At 67.0% G+C, this 16,771-nt stretch carries 12 protein-coding genes; all 12 read right to left on the bottom strand.

Going from position 1 to position 16,771, the window contains the following annotated elements:
• Nucleotides 1-157: 157 nt before the first annotated feature.
• The 12 genes from tuf to QSK32_RS05835 all read right to left on the bottom strand — a co-directional run bounded on the left by tuf (nt 158) and on the right by QSK32_RS05835 (nt 16,702).
• A complete protein-coding gene (tuf, locus tag QSK32_RS05890; protein WP_045745031.1) occupies nt 158-1,351 on the bottom strand; it encodes an elongation factor Tu in 1,194 nt (397 codons plus the stop codon).
• A gap of 131 nt (nt 1,352-1,482) precedes the next feature.
• Nucleotides 1,483-3,579 (bottom strand): elongation factor G, encoded by a 2,097-nt coding sequence (gene fusA / locus QSK32_RS05885; RefSeq protein ID WP_045745071.1) that lies wholly within the window; start codon nt 3,577-3,579, stop codon nt 1,483-1,485.
• Between the two features lie 84 nt (nt 3,580-3,663).
• Nucleotides 3,664-4,134 carry a 30S ribosomal protein S7 gene (rpsG, locus tag QSK32_RS05880; protein ID WP_045745030.1) on the bottom strand — a complete coding sequence of 157 codons (471 nt, stop codon included), beginning with the start codon at nt 4,132-4,134 and terminating at the stop codon, nt 3,664-3,666.
• 1 nt (nt 4,135) lies between these two features.
• Nucleotides 4,136-4,510, bottom strand: coding sequence for a 30S ribosomal protein S12 (gene rpsL / locus QSK32_RS05875; RefSeq protein ID WP_014440718.1), 375 nt, complete (start codon nt 4,508-4,510; stop codon nt 4,136-4,138).
• Nucleotides 4,511-4,930: 420 nt separating this feature from the next.
• Entirely contained in the window at nt 4,931-5,440 is a 510-nt protein-coding gene (locus QSK32_RS05870; RefSeq protein WP_157411252.1) for a hypothetical protein, read from the bottom strand.
• Between the two features lie 57 nt (nt 5,441-5,497).
• Entirely contained in the window at nt 5,498-5,839 is a 342-nt protein-coding gene (locus tag QSK32_RS05865; RefSeq protein ID WP_045745070.1) for a hypothetical protein, read from the bottom strand.
• 89 nt (nt 5,840-5,928) lie between these two features.
• Complete coding sequence (locus tag QSK32_RS05860) at nt 5,929-9,819, bottom strand: DNA-directed RNA polymerase subunit beta' (protein ID WP_045745028.1); 3,891 nt, start codon at nt 9,817-9,819, stop codon at nt 5,929-5,931.
• A gap of 91 nt (nt 9,820-9,910) precedes the next feature.
• Nucleotides 9,911-13,351, bottom strand: coding sequence for a DNA-directed RNA polymerase subunit beta (gene rpoB / locus QSK32_RS05855; protein ID WP_045745027.1), 3,441 nt, complete (start codon nt 13,349-13,351; stop codon nt 9,911-9,913).
• Nucleotides 13,352-13,946: 595 nt separating this feature from the next.
• The gene (gene rplL / locus QSK32_RS05850) at nt 13,947-14,330 is read right to left on the bottom strand and encodes a 50S ribosomal protein L7/L12 (protein WP_045745026.1); all 384 of its coding nucleotides are present in this window, start codon (nt 14,328-14,330) and stop codon (nt 13,947-13,949) included.
• 55 nt (nt 14,331-14,385) lie between these two features.
• The gene (rplJ, locus tag QSK32_RS05845; RefSeq protein ID WP_045745025.1) at nt 14,386-14,931 is read right to left on the bottom strand and encodes a 50S ribosomal protein L10; all 546 of its coding nucleotides are present in this window, start codon (nt 14,929-14,931) and stop codon (nt 14,386-14,388) included.
• Nucleotides 14,932-15,257: 326 nt separating this feature from the next.
• Entirely contained in the window at nt 15,258-15,956 is a 699-nt protein-coding gene (locus QSK32_RS05840; RefSeq protein ID WP_285471398.1) for a hypothetical protein, read from the bottom strand.
• On the bottom strand, nt 15,953-16,702 hold the full coding sequence (locus tag QSK32_RS05835; protein ID WP_045745023.1) for an ABC transporter ATP-binding protein: 750 nt from the start codon (nt 16,700-16,702) through the stop codon (nt 15,953-15,955). Before QSK32_RS05835 ends, QSK32_RS05840 begins: the two co-directional genes overlap by 4 nt.
• Nucleotides 16,703-16,771: the final 69 nt, after the last annotated feature.

Below are 16,771 nucleotides of genomic sequence, written 5' to 3'. Positions count from 1 at the left end.
CACCCGGACACCCGGCGAGGGTGGGTACCTGAACGAGCCAGCTACCCACCCCGCGCGGACGCAACCTGACTAGTATGCCCGATGTTCTCTGGCAATGCTAATCGGGGTCACCGATGGGGGTTGCCGACGGCCGAATCGACCGCGAACAACCCTCACATCACTTGTTGATCTTCGTGACCGTTCCGGCGCCGACGGTGCGGCCACCCTCACGGATCGCGAACTTCAGGCCCTGCTCCATGGCGATCGGCTGGATCAGCTTCACGGACATGGAGGTGGAGTCGCCGGGCATGACCATCTCGGTGCCCTCGGGCAGCGTGACGACGCCGGTGACGTCCGTGGTGCGGAAGTAGAACTGCGGCCGGTAGTTCTGGAAGAACGGGGTGTGCCGGCCACCCTCCTCCTTGGAGAGGATGTAGACCTGGCCCTCGAACTCCGTGTGCGGGGTGCTGGTGCCGGGCTTCACGACGACCATGCCGCGCTCGACGTCCTCGCGCTTGATGCCGCGGAGCAGCAGACCGACGTTCTCACCCGCGCGGGCCTCGTCGAGCAGCTTGCGGAACATCTCGATGCCGGTGCAAACGGTCTTGGTCGACTTCTCGCGGATGCCCACGATCTCGACCTCCTCGTTCGGCTTGAGGATGCCACGCTCGGCGCGACCGGTCACCACGGTGCCACGACCGGTGATCGTGAAGACGTCCTCGATCGGCATGAGGAACGGCTTCTCGGTCTCACGCTCGGGCTGCGGGATCGCGGTGTCGACCGCGTTCATCAGCTCGAGGAGCTTGCCGGTCCACTCGGGGTCGCCCTCGAGCGCCTTGAGCGCCGAGACGCGGACGACCGGAAGGTCGTCGCCCGGGAACTCGTAGGTGCTGAGCAGCTCGCGGACCTCGAGCTCGACGAGCTCCAGGAGCTCCTCGTCCTCGACCATGTCGCTCTTGTTCAGGGCGACGACGATGTACGGAACGCCGACCTGGCGGGCCAGGAGCACGTGCTCCTTGGTCTGCGGCATCGGGCCGTCGGTCGCGGCAACCACCAGGATCGCGCCGTCCATCTGCGCGGCACCGGTGATCATGTTCTTGATGTAGTCGGCGTGGCCGGGGCAGTCCACGTGCGCGTAGTGACGCGTCGCGGTCTGGTACTCGACGTGCGCGATCGAGATCGTGATACCGCGGGCCTTCTCCTCCGGCGCCTTGTCGATCTCGTCGAACGGCGTGTAGGGGTTCAGGTCCGGGTACTCGTCGTGCAGGACCTTCGTGATGGCCGCAGTCAGCGTCGTCTTACCGTGGTCGATGTGACCAATGGTGCCGATGTTGACGTGCGGCTTAGTCCGCTCGAACTTCGCCTTCGCCACTGGTGTCCTCCTGTGGACTGATCATTACTTTTCGCCCGGCACGCCGGATAAGGCGCTCAGGACTCTGTCGACTGCTAGTGCACGTGCGGCCCTCGACAGGCCGCACGTGCCTCATCGGTCAAGCACAGATGTCAGGCACCTGTTGCTTTAGCGATGATCTCCTTCGCCACGTTCGCGGGAACCTCGGCGTAGGAGTCGAACAGCATGCTGTAGCTAGCCCGGCCGGCAGTCTTCGACCGCAGGTCGCCGACGTAGCCGAACATCTCCGAGAGGGGCACCAGAGCCTTGACGACGCGGGCGCCGTGGCGCTCCTCCATCGACTGGATCATGCCACGCCGGGAGTTGAGGTCGCCGATGACGTCACCCATGTTGTCCTCAGGGGTGGTGACCTCAACGGCCATCATCGGCTCGAGGAGAGCCGGGTCGGCCTTGCGGGCCACTTCCTTCATCGCCATGGAGCCGGCGACCTTGAAGGCCATCTCGGAGGAGTCGACCTCGTGGTACTGACCGTCGACCAGCGTGAACTTCACGCCGACCAGCGGGTAGCCGGCGAGGACGCCGTACTGCAGGGAGTCCTGCGCACCCGCGTCCACCGAGGGGATGAACTCCTTGGGGATACGGCCACCGGTCACCGCGTTCACGAACTCGTACGTGGGGCCGTCGGCGTCGAGCGGCAGCGGCTCCACGTTGACGACGACCTTCGCGTACTGGCCCGAGCCACCGGTCTGCTTCTTGTGGACGTACGTGTGCTTCTCCACGGTGCCGCGGATCGTCTCGCGGTACGCCACCTGCGGCTTGCCGATGTTCGCCTCGACGTTGAACTCGCGACGCATGCGGTCGACGAGGATGTCGAGGTGGAGCTCGCCCATGCCGGCGATGATGGTCTGACCGGTCTCCTCGTCGTTGAAGACCCGGAAGGTCGGGTCCTCCTCGGCGAGGCGCTGGATCGCGGTGCCCAGCTTCTCCTGGTCGGACTTGGTCTTCGGCTCGATGGCGACCTGGATGACCGGCTCCGGGAAGGTCATCGACTCGAGGATGACCGGCTTCGCCGGGTCGCAGAGCGTGTCACCGGTGGTGGTCTGCTTCAGACCCTGGACGGCGATGATGTCGCCGGCCTGCGCGGTGGCGCGCTCCTCACGCTTGTTCGCGTGCATCTGGTAGATCTTGCCGATCCGCTCCTTGCGGTCCTTGGTGGAGTTGACCACCTGGGTACCGGTCTCGAGCGTGCCGGAGTAGACCCGGACGTACGTCAGCTTGCCGAGGTGCTTGTCGGTCTGGATCTTGAAGGCCAGCGCCGAGAAGGGCTCGTCGTTCGACGGCTTGCGCAGCAGCGGCGTCTCGCCGTCCGTCGCGGTGCCCTCGATGGCCGGGATGTCCAGCGGCGACGGCAGGAACTCGACAACGGCGTCCAGCATCGGCTGCACACCCTTGTTCTTGAACGCCGAGCCGCAGAGCACCGGGTTGGCCTTGCTGGCGATCGTGGCGCGCCGGATGGCGGCCCGGATCTCCTCGACCGACAGCTCCTCGCCCTCGAGGTACTTCTCCATCACCGCGTCGTCGACGTCGGCCAGGGTCTCGAGCAGCTTCTCGCGCCACTCGGCGGCCTGCTCGGCGAGATCCGCGGGGATCTCCTCGACCGCGTAGTCCTCACCCTTCTGGGTCTCACCACGCCAGGTGAGGGCACGCATCTCGATCAGGTCGACGACACCGATGTGGTCGCTCTCGAGCCCGATCGGGATCTGCAGGACGAGCGGGGTGGCGTTGAGCCGGTCGATCATCATCTGCACGCAGCGGAAGAAGTCGGCACCGGTCCGGTCGAGCTTGTTGACGAAGCACATCCGGGGGACGTCGTACTTGTCCGCCTGACGCCACACGTTCTCGGTCTGCGGCTCGACGCCGGCAACACCGTCATACACCGCGACAGCACCGTCGAGCACACGCAGCGACCGCTCGACCTCGACCGTGAAGTCGACGTGGCCGGGCGTGTCGATGATCTGGATCGTGTGACCCTTCCACTCGCACTTGGTGGCGGCGGAGGTGATGGTGATTCCGCGTTCCTGCTCCTGCTCCATCCAGTCCATGACGGCAGCGCCCTCGTGGACCTCACCGATCTTGTACGTGATGCCGGTGTAGAACAGGATGCGCTCAGTCGTCGTGGTCTTACCAGCGTCGATGTGCGCCATGATGCCGATGTTGCGAACCTTGGCGAGCGCGTCTGCGGCGGCCACTTCCATCCCTACTTTTCTTCGTCGTCGTCTCGTGGACCGGTACGACTGCCACGGCCCGGCGGTGTGCCGGGCCTCAGCAGGGTCTTACCAGCGGTAGTGCGCGAAGGCCTTGTTGGACTCCGCCATCTTGTGGGTGTCCTCGCGACGCTTGACAGCGGCGCCGAGACCGTTGCTGGCGTCGAGCAGCTCGTTCTGGAGGCGCTCGATCATGGTCTTCTCGCGGCGGGCCTTGGAGTACTGGACCAGCCAGCGCAGACCGAGAGTGGTCTGACGCGGGGTGCGGACCTCAACCGGAACCTGGTAGGTCGCGCCACCGACACGGCGGCTGCGGACCTCGAGGGTCGGCTTGACGTTGTCCATCGCGCGCTTGAGGATGACCACCGGGTCGGTGCCACTCTTCTCGCGCGCACCCTCGAGGGCGCCGTACACGATGCGCTCGGCGAGCTGACGCTTGCCGGCGACCAGGATCTTGTTGACCAGCTGAGTCACCAGCGGGGAGTTGTACACCGGGTCTGCGACCACAGGGTGGCGCGGAGCGGGTCCCTTACGCGGCATATCAGCTCTTCTCCTTCTTCGCGCCGTAACGGCTGCGGGCCTGCTTGCGGTTGCGGACACCCTGGGTGTCCAGCGAACCGCGGACGATCTTGTAGCGGACACCCGGGAGGTCCTTCACACGACCGCCACGCACGAGCACGATCGAGTGCTCCTGGAGGTTGTGGCCGACGCCCGGGATGTAAGCCGTGACCTCGATCTGGCTGCTCAGCTTTACGCGAGCCACCTTGCGCAGTGCCGAGTTCGGCTTCTTGGGGGTAGTGGTGTACACACGAGTGCACACGCCGCGCCGCTGAGGGCTTCCCTTCAGCGCCGGCGTCTTCGTCTTGCTCGTCTTCGCCTGGCGGCCCTTGCGGACCAGCTGCTGGATCGTGGGCACCGGGTTTCTCCGCTCCCTTCGGCCGCTTCCTGTTGTACGGCCGCACCGTGTATTTCTGCCTCTGTGTGCCAGGGGCTCCTCGACGAGGAACCTCCGACACCCGCGGTCGGGCGTGTCGTCCGGCTCACGGTCCCGCCACGCGCGAAAACCTCACGCGCACCGGGTCTTGTCTTTGTCGGGGCAGGCATTCGTGATGAACCCTGCCCGTCGTGGTGCTTAACCCGCCGTAGCTTCCGATTCGGGCGCACGCACGAGTTGCCCGGGCGAGCCCGGGCACGAGGGGAAAGAGTACCCACCCCAGGCACCCAGGTCAAAATGACTTCAGGCTCCCACGATGGACATCTCCGTATACCAGTGTACCGGGTGCCCCTTCGTGACAACGCCGCGGTGCCGGATCCGGCGCCGACACCCCGGTTCGGCTCACGCCAACTGCATCAGCAGGGACAGCGTCAACGCGAGCAAGGCTATTCCTCCGCCGATCGCTGCGCACCAGATCCCGGAGAGAGCGAGGGCCCGTCCGGTGAAGCGCACCCGGCCCGGACCACCGGAGCGGCGGATCTGCCGCAACGCGATCGCGCCGGCCGCCACCGCCCCGGCACAGGCCAGCACGGCCAACAGCGTGAACGCTCCGGCCACCCACCCGCCCCAGCCCTCGGAGGCGCCGGCCAGACCGAAACAGGCCACCAGGAACGACACCAGGATCGAGGCGATGCCGGCGATCAACGAGCCGGTCGCCAGACCCGACGTGATCGGCACGACACGCAGCTGGGCCAGCCCGAACCCGGTCCCGGCCACCGGGTCCACCCGCTCGAGCTCCCAGCCCGCCGAGGGCGGCGGAGGGGGCGCGGGAGCGTACTGCTGGGGAGGTCCGTAGTACGGCGGCGAACCCGGCTGCTGCGGTGGATAGGCGGTTCCCGGGTGCTGCGTCATATCGAAAGCATGTCACCCGTACGAGCCGCGGCGCAGCCCACCCGGTCCGCCCTCGGGTCAGTCGGTGCCGGGTGCGAAGTCCTGTCCCCCGGGCACGGTGGCCAGATGCAGCAGCCCCGCGATCGAGGCGATCACCAACGCGGTCAGCGCCAGAATGATGCCGGCCCAGGCCAGACGCCGGCCCACTCGCAACCACACACCACCGGTCAGGAAGCCGCCGGCGGCATAGGCCTGCCGCGACGCCTGCCGGGCCAGCAGCAGCGCGATGGTGGCCGGGATCACCCCACCGACGAACGGTCCGGTCAGCAATCCCACCAGACCGAGGGCGAAGACGGCCCGCGCTTTCGTCGAGGGCACCGGATCCGGGTCCCTCGGATGGCGGGTGGGCACGACGGGCATCACGGGCAGGGTCACCCACCCATCTTAGGAACCCGGGAACGCCGAAGGGCGGCCGCGCAAACGCGCGACCGCCCTTCGCAGAGAAACCCTTAGCGGTACGACCCGAAGTCGAAGTCGTCCAGCGGCACAGCCTGCCCGCTGGCCGGCCCGAAGCCGTAGTCGGTCTCCGGGTACCCGGTCATCGAGTACACCTTCGCCTTGGCCTCCTCGGTCGGCTCCACCCGGATGTTGCGGTACTTGGAGATACCGGTACCGGCCGGGATGAGCTTACCGATGATGACGTTCTCCTTGAGGCCCACCAGCGAGTCGCTGCGCGAGTTGATCGCAGCGTCGGTGAGCACCCGGGTGGTCTCCTGGAAGGAGGCCGCCGAGAGCCACGAGTCGGTCGCCAGCGAGGCCTTGGTGATACCCATCAGGACCGGGCGACCGGCGGCGGGCTCACCGCCCTCGCCGACGATCCGGCGGTTCTCGGACTCGAAGAGCGCCCGGTCGACCAGGATCCCGGGGAGGAACTCCGCGGCACCCGAGTCGATGACCGTCACCCGCTTGAGCATCTGGCGGATGATGATCTCGATGTGCTTGTCGTGGATCAGCACACCCTGCGAGCGGTAGACCTCCTGGACCTCACTGGTCAGGTGGACCTGGACCGCGCGCGGACCCATGATGCGCAGCAGCTCGTGCGGGTCGATGGTGCCCTCGGTGAGCTTCTCGCCGACCGCGACGTGGTCGCCGTCGTGGGCCCGGAGCTTCACGCGCTTGGAGATCTTGTCGTAGACGATCTCCTCGCTGCCGTCGTCCGGGATCACGATGATCTTGCGAGAGCGCTCGCCGTCCTCGATGCGGATGCGACCGGGGGTGTCGGCGATGGGCGCCTTACCCTTCGGCACGCGGGCCTCGAAGATCTCCTGGACACGCGGCAGACCCTGGGTGATGTCCTCACCCGCGACACCACCGGTGTGGAAGGTACGCATGGTCAGCTGCGTGCCGGGCTCACCGATGGACTGGGCGGCGATGATGCCGACCGCCTCACCGATGTCGACCGACTTGCCGGTCGGCAGCGAACGGCCGTAGCAGGCCGCACACACGCCGAGCTTCGACTCACAGGTCAGGACGCTGCGCACCCGGACGTTCTCGACACCCGCGGCGACCAGCTTGTCGACCAGGATCGAGTTGAGGTCGTCACCACGCGACACCACACGGTTGCCCGCGGCGTCGTCGATGTTGTCGGCCAGGGTCCGGGCGTGCACACCGGTCTCGGCGTGCACGTGCACGACCAGGGTGCCGTCCGCCTCGCGCTCGCCGACCTGCATCGGGATCGCGCGCTCGGTGCCGCAGTCCTCCTCGCGGATGATGACGTCCTGCGAGACGTCCACCAGACGACGGGTCAGGTAACCCGAGTCGGCGGTACGCAGTGCGGTGTCCGCCAGGCCCTTACGGGCACCGTGCGTGGAGATGAAGTACTCCAGCACGGTCAGACCCTCGCGGTACGACGAGGTGATCGGCCGCGGGATGATCTCACCCTTGGGGTTGGCCACCAGACCACGGATCGCGGCGATCTGCCGGAGCTGGAGGAGGTTACCGCGAGCGCCGGAGTTGATCATGACCCAGAGCGGGTTCTCCTGCGGCAGCGCGGTCTCCATCTCCTTGGAGATCTCGTTCGTCGCCTTGGTCCAGATCTCGATGAGCTCGCCGCGACGTTCCTCGGCGGTCATCAGACCACGCTGGTACTGCTTGTCGATGCGGTCGGCCTCGACCTGGTAGCGGGCCAGGATCTCCGGCTTGCGCGGGGGACCGATGACGTCGCCCATACCGATCGTCACACCGGACCAGGTGGCCCAGTGGAAGCCGGCCTCCTTGAGCGCGTCCAGGGTCGCGGCCAGCGCGACCTTGGGGAAGCGCTCGGCGAGGTCGTTGACGATCGCCGACAGCTGACCCTTGCGGATCTCGTAGTTCACGAAGCGGTAGCCCGGGGGCAGCGTCTCGTTGAAGATCACCCGGCCGAGGGTGGTCTCGACGAGCAGCGGCTCGCCCTCGGTCCACTCCTCCGGAGCGTCCCACTTCTCGCTCTTGGCGCCGTTGTCGACACCGATGACGTCCCGCAGGCGGATCTTGACCTTCGCCTGCAGGTGCAGCTCACCGTTGTCGAAGGCCATCCGAGCCTCGGCGTCCGAGCTGAACACCCGTCCCTCACCCTTGGCACCGGCCGTGAGGTGGGTCAGGTAGTACAGACCGATGACCATGTCCTGGGTAGGCATGGTGACCGGCTTGCCGTCGGCCGGCTTGAGGATGTTGTTCGACGACAGCATAAGGATCCGGGCCTCGGCCTGCGCCTCGGCCGACAGCGGCACGTGGACCGCCATCTGGTCACCGTCGAAGTCGGCGTTGAACGCCGTACACACGAGCGGGTGGATCTGGATGGCCTTGCCCTCGACCAGCTGGGGCTCGAAGGCCTGGATGCCGAGGCGGTGCAGGGTCGGTGCACGGTTCAGCAGAACCGGGTGCTCGGAGATGACCTCTTCGAGGACGTCCCACACGACCGGGCGCTGACGCTCGACCATCCGCTTGGCCGACTTGATGTTCTGCGCGTGGTTGAGGTCCACCAGGCGCTTCATCACGAACGGCTTGAACAGCTCCAGCGCCATCTGCTTCGGCAGGCCGCACTGGTGCAGCTTGAGCCGGGGGCCGACGACGATGACGGAACGACCGGAGTAGTCCACGCGCTTGCCGAGCAGGTTCTGACGGAACCGGCCCTGCTTGCCCTTGAGCATGTCGGACAGCGACTTCAGCGGGCGGTTACCCGGACCGGTCACCGGCCGGCCGCGGCGGCCGTTGTCGAACAGCGCGTCGACGGCCTCCTGCAGCATCCGCTTCTCGTTGTTCACGATGATCTCGGGAGCACCGAGGTCGATGAGACGCTTGAGGCGGTTGTTCCGGTTGATGACCCGGCGGTACAGGTCGTTCAGGTCGGACGTCGCGAAGCGGCCACCGTCGAGCTGCACCATCGGGCGCAGGTCCGGCGGGATGACCGGAACGCAGTCCAGGACCATGCCGAGCGGCGAGTTGCGGGTGTTCAGGAACGCCGCGACGACCTTCAGCCGCTTGAGCGCCCGGATCTTCCGCTGGCCCTTGCCGCTGCGGATGATCTCCCGAAGGTTGTCCGCCTCGGCGTCCAGGTCCATGTTCTGCAGCAGGGCCTTGATGGCCTCGGCGCCCATGCCACCGGTGAAGTACTCACCGAAGCGGTCGCGCAGCTCGCGGTAGAGCAGCTCGTCGGTGACCAGCTGCTTGGAGTCCAGCTTGCGGAAGGTGTCGAGCACCTCGTCGAGCCGGTCGATCTCGCGCTGGGCCTTGTCCCGGATCTGGCGCATCTCGCGCTCGCCGGCTTCCTTGACCTTGCGGCGCACGTCGGCCTTGGCACCCTCGGCCTCGAGTTCGGCCAGGTCCTGCTCCAGCTTGGCGGCCCGCTTCTCGATCTCGGAGTCGCGGCCGTTCTCGGACTGGCGCTTCTCGGCGAAGATCTCGTTCTCGATCGTGGACATGTCGCGGTGACGCGCCTCGGCGTCAACGCTCGTGATCACGTACGAGGCGAAGTAAATGATCTTCTCGAGGTCCTTGGGCGCGAGGTCCAGCAGGTAACCCAGCCGGCTCGGAACGCCCTTGAAGTACCAGATGTGCGTGACCGACGCGGCCAGCTCGATGTGGCCCATGCGCTCACGCCGGACCTTCGAGCGGGTCACTTCGACGCCGCACCGCTCACAGATGATGCCCTTGAAGCGGACGCGCTTGTACTTACCGCAGTAGCACTCCCAGTCCCGCTGCGGACCGAAGATCTTCTCGCAGAAGAGTCCGTCCTTCTCGGGCTTGAGGGTGCGGTAGTTGATCGTCTCGGGCTTCTTGACCTCGCCGTGCGACCACTGCCGGATGTCGTCAGCGGTAGCAAGGCCGATGCGCAACTCGTCGAAGAAGTTGACGTCGAGCACTTGGACTATCCCTCGTGTTTCGTTGCTCGGGTGAATTCAAGGCCGGCGGGTGCGGCCCCGGGCTCCTCGCGAAGTCCCGGGGCCGCTTCCGTCAGATCTCTTCGACGCTGCTGACGCCCTCGTTCGGGCGGCGCGACAGGTCGATGCCGAGTTCCTCCGCGGCCCGGAAGACCTCGTCGTCGGTCTCACGCATCTCCAGGGCAACACCGTCGCTGGAGAGCACCTCGACGTTCAGGCACAGCGACTGGAGCTCCTTGAGAAGCACCTTGAACGACTCCGGGATTCCCGGCTCCGGGATGTTCTCGCCCTTGACGATGGCCTCGTAGACCTTCACTCGGCCCAGGACGTCGTCGGACTTGATGGTGAGCAGTTCCTGCAGGGCGTAAGCAGCCCCGTAGGCCTGCATGGCCCAGCACTCCATCTCGCCGAACCGCTGGCCACCGAACTGCGCCTTACCACCCAGCGGCTGCTGCGTGATCATGGAGTAGGGGCCGGTCGACCGAGCGTGGATCTTGTCGTCGACCAGGTGGTTCAGCTTGAGGATGTAGACGTAGCCGACCGAGATCGGGTCCGGCAGCGGCTCACCGGAGCGACCGTCGAACAGCTGCGCCTTGCCGTCGCCGTTGACCAGGCGCTTGCCGTCCCGGTTCACCAGCGTCGACTCGAGCAGACCCTTGATCTCCTCCTCCTGGGCACCGTCGAAGACCGGGGTCGCGACGTTGCTGTCAGCGGGGGACTCATGAGCCTCGATGGCGCGGAGCTGACGCTTCCACTCCTCGTCCTCGCCCTCGATCGACCAACCGGTCTTGGCGATCCACCCGAGGTGGGTCTCCAGAACCTGGCCGATGTTCATACGCGAGGGCACACCCAGCGGGTTGAGCACGATGTCGACCGGGGTGCCGTCCTCCAGGAACGGCATGTCCTCGACCGGCAGGATCTTGGAGATGACGCCCTTGTTGCCGTGCCGGCCGGCGAGCTTGTCACCGTCCTGGATCTTCCGCTTCTGGGCCACGTAGACGCGGACCAGCTCGTTGACGCCAGGGGGAAGCTCGTCGCCGTCCTCGCGGGAGAACGTACGGACACCGATGACGGTGCCGGTCTCGCCGTGCGGAACCTTCAGCGAGGTGTCCCGGACCTCCCGGGCCTTCTCACCGAAGATCGCGCGCAGCAGCCGCTCCTCCGGGGTCAGCTCGGTCTCGCCCTTGGGCGTGACCTTGCCGACCAGGATGTCGCCCGGCACGACCTCGGCGCCGATCCGGATGATGCCGCGCTCGTCGAGGTCGGCGAGCATCTCCTCGCTGACGTTCGGGATGTCGCGGGTGATCTCTTCCGGGCCCAGCTTGGTGTCGCGGGCGTCGACCTCGTGCTCCTCGATGTGGATCGAGGTGAGGACGTCCTGCTGCACGAGGCGCTGCGACAGGATGATCGCGTCCTCGTAGTTGTGGCCTTCCCAGCACATGAACGCGACGAGCAGGTTGCGCCCGAGGGCCATCTCGCCCTCGTCGGTGCAGGGACCGTCGGCGATGACCTGGCCGGCCTCGACCCGGTCGCCTTCGAAGACGACGGGCTTCTGGTTGACGCAGGAGCCGGCGTTGCTGCGACGGAACTTGTGCAGCAGGTAGGTCCGGCGGTGGCCGTCGTCCTGGTGCACCGTCACGTAGTCGGCGCACAGGTCCTCGACCACGCCACCGACCTCGGCGACGACCACGTCACCGGCGTCGACAGCAGCGCGGTACTCCATACCGGTGCCGACGAGCGGGGACTCGGCCTTGACCAGCGGCACCGCCTGGCGCTGCATGTTCGCACCCATGAGGGCGCGGTTGGCGTCGTCGTGCTCGAGGAACGGGATCATCGCGGTGGCGACCGAGGTCATCTGCCGCGGCGACACGTCCATGTAGTCGACCTCCGTGCCGGGCACGTAGTCGACCTCACCACCCTTACGACGGACCAGAACGCGGTCCTGCGCGAAGGTGTTGTCGCTGGACAGCACGGCGTTCGCCTGCGCCTTGATGAAGCGGTCTTCCTCGTCGGCCGTGAGGTAGTGCACCTCGTCGGTGACGACACCGGCCTCGACCTTGCGGTACGGCGTCTCGATGAAACCGAACGGGTTGACCCGCGCGAACGTGGAGAGCGCGCCGATCAGACCGATGTTCGGTCCCTCGGGGGTCTCGATCGGGCACATCCGGCCGTAGTGGGACGGGTGCACGTCACGGACCTCGAAGCCGGCCCGCTCACGGGACAGACCACCCGGGCCGAGCGCCGACAGACGGCGACGGTGGGTCAGACCCGCGAGCGGGTTGGTCTGGTCCATGAACTGCGACAGCTGCGACGTACCGAAGAACTCCTTGATCGCAGCCACCACGGGGCGGATGTTGATCAGGGTCTGCGGCGTGATCGCCTCGACGTCCTGCGTGGTCATACGCTCGCGGACGACGCGCTCCATGCGGGAGAGGCCGACGCGAACCTGGTTCTGGATGAGCTCGCCGACCGTGCGCAGACGCCGGTTGCCGAAGTGGTCGATGTCGTCGGCCTCGTAGCCTTCCTCACCGGCGTGCAGCCGGCAGAGGTAGTCCACGGTCTTGACGATGTCTTCCTCGGAGAGGGTGCCCCGGACGATCGGGACGTCGATCTCGAGCTTCTTGTTGAACTTGTACCGGCCGACCTTGGCGACGTCATACCGCTTCGGGTTGAAGAAGAGGTTGTCGAGCAGGGTCTGCGCGTTCTCCCGGGTCGGGGGCTCGCCGGGACGCAGCTTGCGGTAGATGTCGAGCAGAGCCTCGTCCTGCCCGGCGATGTGGTCCTTCTCCAGCGTCGTCATGAGCAGCTCGGACCACCCGAACCGCTCACGGATGCGGTCCGCCGACCAACCGACGGCCTTGAGCAGGACGGTGACGGCCTGCCGGCGCTTGCGGTCGATGCGGACACCCACCGTGTCGCGCTTGTCGATGTCGAACTCCAGCCAGGCACCCCGGCTCGGGATGACCTTGACGCTGGTGAGGTCGCGGTCGGAGGTCTTGTCCGGCTCCTTGGTGAAGTACACGCCCGGCGAACGGACGAGCTGACTCACCACGACCCGCTCGGTGCCGTTGATGACGAACGTCCCCTTGGGGGTCATCATCGGGAAGTCACCCATGAACACGGTCTGGCTCTTGATCTCGCCAGTGGTGTTGTTGGTGAACTCCGCGGTCACGAACAGCGGGGCACAGTAGGTCAGGTCCTTCTCCTTGCACTCCTCGATAGAGGCCTTGACCTCGTCGAATCGGGGAGCCGAGAAGGACAGCGACATGGTGCCGGAGAAGTCCTCAATGGGACTGATCTCTTCGAGGATCTCTGCGAGGCCCGAGTGGGCGTGCGGGTCGTCCGTCGTCCGGGCCTGCCAAGCCTCGTTGCCGACCAGCCAGTCGAAGGAGTCCGTCTGGAGGGCGAGGAGGTTGGGGACCTCTAGCTGCTCGGTGATCCGGCCGAAAGAGACCCGGCGGGGTGCGTAAGCGCTCGACGTACGGCTGGTCTTCGCAGGGCGGGAAGCTGCCAAGATGCGTCCTTCCGAGGACCGGTGCTGCTATGCGGCTGAGTTGCTGATGCAACTGGTCTGCGTGCACTCCAATGAGCCCCCGGAAATTATCCACATGGATATCCCGACAGGCATCAAGACAGAAGGCAGCGCAAACTAGCAGTGTAGCCGCTCGGCTAACCGCTGTCCAGCCCACATCCGAAGAAGGCCTGCGGAACGTGTCCCCGCCACGCTGACCTGCGCATCCATGGTCAACGCCGATGGCGGGGCCGCTCAAGAAACGCGGCAACTCTCCTCGGGTGCCGGCCACGGGATCGGTGGAAGCCCGATTACCCACAGCCTGGCTGTCGCAAGCGCGGAAACTTGCTGATGTCAGCGTGCCTGCCCGCCGACACTCAGTCAAGGGCTGAGACGCGGGTCGGACCCCCGCGGTTGTCCACCCGCCGCACCAAAGGGACCTTAACGCATGAAACGCGTGCTTTGACAGCCTTTGCCGCCCGTTCGAGTGGCGGCCGTTTCAGCGATTGCTGACCTGCGGAGACACTGATGACAACGACGATGGCGGAGACCCGTTACGGATCCCCGCCATCGACGAACAGCTCTGTGGAGCGTTAGATCACTTGAGGGTGACCTTGGCGCCTTCGCCCTCGAGCTTGGCCTTGGCGGCCTCGGCCTTCTCCTTGTTGACGCCCTCGAGGATCGCCTTCGGCGCGCTCTCGACGGTGTCCTTGGCCTCCTTGAGGCCCAGGCCGGTCAGCTCACGCACGACCTTGATGACCTGGATCTTCTTGCCGCCGTCGCTCTCGAGAACAACGTCGAAGGAGTCCTTCTCCGCCTCGGCCTCGGCCGGAGCAGCAGCGCCACCGGCGGCCGCGATGGCAACCGGAGCGGCAGCCTTGACGTCGAAGACGTCCTCGAACTGCTTCACGAACTCGGAGAGCTCGATGAGGGTCATTTCCTTGAACGCGTCGAGCAGCTCGTCGGTGCTGAGCTTCGCCATGTCGGCAACCTTTCCTAAGTGCTTACTTTGAACGTTTAACAGGTCACGCGAGGGCTCAGGCCTCCGCGGAACCGTCCTTCTCGCGCTCGGCCCGCAGAGCGTCCACGGTGCGCACTGCCTGCGACAGCGGCGCCTGGAACGTAGCGGCAGCCTTGCTCAGGTTGGCCTTCATGGCGCCGGCCAGCTTGGCCAGCAGCACCTCACGGGACTCGAGGTCAGCAAGCTTGTTGACATCGTCAGCCGTGAGAGCCTTGCCCTCGAAGACGCCGCCCTTGATGACGAGAACGGGGTGGGCCTTGGCGAAGGCACGAAGGCCCTTGGCCGCCTCGACCACATCGCCGTTCACGAAGGCGAGCGCGGTAGGACCGGTGAACAGCGCGTCGAGGCCCTCGATGCCAGCGTCGGTCGCCGCACGCTTCGCGAGCGTGTTCTTGGCGACCTGGTACTTGGCCTCGCTGCCCAGCGAGCGACGAAGCTCGGTGAGCTCCTTCACGGTGAGACCGCGGTATTCGGTCAACACGGTGGCCGCGGAGCCACGGAAGCTCTGCGTAAGCTCGTCAACAGCCGAAGCCTTGTCGGCCCGGACCGGCTTGTCCGCCATGTCCCTCCTCTCTCAGTGCTACAGCCACTGGTCGAGAGGGTCCGCACAAAGCAAAACGCCCCGGCGCAGGGGCACGGGGCGACAGATGGCACACGCGAGGTGGCCGCACAATCACGAACCGTTCGCCCTGCGCAGGTCGCCCGCTCTTGCGGAACCTTCGGCCGCGGCCTCCGTCGTGATGACGGCTGCTGCGGCGACCAGCGGTCTATGGGTGGAACTTCAAGACATGAGGGTACGCGCACCGGCCGCCCACACCAAATCGGGGTCGTCCCGCGGCGCACCCAGGTAGTTCGCCAGCCCCGCACACTGAGGCCCAGCCCGCCTGATCAGGACCGTCCACGACGCAGGCGGCCGTAGATCGCGAAGGCCACCGCACACCACAGGAGCGTGTGGACGACCAGGCCGGCCAGGGTCCCGGCGTCCGGTGCGGACTCCGCGCCCAGTGCACGGGCGGTGGACATCACCGGCGGGACCAGCCACGGGACGACCGATCCGCGCAGACCCAACACGATCGCCAGCACCGAACCGGTGACCAGCACCACCACGCCGGGCAGCACCCGGCGGGTCACCACCCGGGCGGCCAGCGCCCCGAGCGCCAGCGCTCCGAGCAGGGCCAGCAGGTGCGCCAGCACGCCGAGCAGCACCCCGGTGAGGACCGGCGGCTCGGTGGAACCCGCCAGCGGCCCGCGGATGCCCCGGAACGGCCACGGCGCCACCATCGCGAGCAGACAGACCCCGCCGGCGAGCAGGGCCGCGGCCAGCAGACCGGCGGTGGCCTCCCGGACCGGGCCGACCGTCAACCGGGCCAGCCGGCGCTGGACGTCGGGCTCGGTGTCCAGGACCAGCTTCACCAGCCAGGCCAGGATCGGGAAGAGCATCACGGCCGAATACCCGTACGCCGAGGAGGCGGACGAGGCGCCGCCCCCGTAGAGGAGGGACAGCACCGCCAGTACCGCGATCAGGGGCGGCAGCGCACGGCCGGACCTCACGAAACCGGTGACCCGCATCCGGGTGAGCGCGATCATCGGTCCTCCACGGGCGTGTGCTTCTCGCGTACCCCCAGAACGCGGTGACCGGAGGCACGCAGCCGGACCACCGCCTCGTCGGCCTCGCGCCGGGCGACGGCGACCTCCACCACCACGTCGTCCTCTCCCCCGCCGGGATCGTCCGTGGCGTCCCGGTGCAGTTCACCGTCCCGGACCGTCCAGTGGATCGCGCCGGGCAGGCCGGCGACCTCACCGCGGTGATCACTCACCAGGACCACTCCCCCGGCCCCGGTCACCTCGGCGACGATCTGTGGCACGAGCGTGCGGGAAGCGGCGTCCAGGCCCTCCCAGGGCTCGTCCAGGACCAGCAGACCCGGCGGGGCGAGCAGAGCCTGCGCCAGACCGACCTTCTGCGCGGTGCCCTTGGAGAGGTCGGCGAGCGGGGTGTCCACGTGCTCACCGAGCCCCAGCCGCTCGATCCACGGGTCGGCGGCGGTCACCGGAAGACCCCGGACCGCGGACATCGACCGCAGATAGTCGACCGTGGTGAACGGCTGGGCTGCCGGAAAACGCTCGGGCACCCAGCCGACCACCCGCGGACGATCCCGGATCACGCCCCGGCCCGGGTGCAGGACACCGACGGCCAGCTGCAGCAGCGTGGACTTGCCGGCGCCGTTGTGGCCGAGCACCACGACCGTCCGGCCGGGCTCGACGGTCGCCTCGACTCCGCGCAGCGTCCAGTCGGCGCGGCGGGCATAGCGGAACCAGATTCCCTCGAAACGCACGGCCGGTAGCCTGCCATGAAAAAAGCCCCCGGGGTGTCCCCCGGAGGCTCGTCTCATGGTGCGTGAGGC

Source organism: Actinoplanes sp. NBRC 101535 (assembly GCF_030269225.1).
Taxonomy (GTDB): domain Bacteria; phylum Actinomycetota; class Actinomycetes; order Mycobacteriales; family Micromonosporaceae; genus Actinoplanes; species Actinoplanes rectilineatus.
The sequence above is the reverse complement of the archived record's forward strand: the minus strand, read 5'-3'. Positions and strand labels throughout refer to the sequence as shown.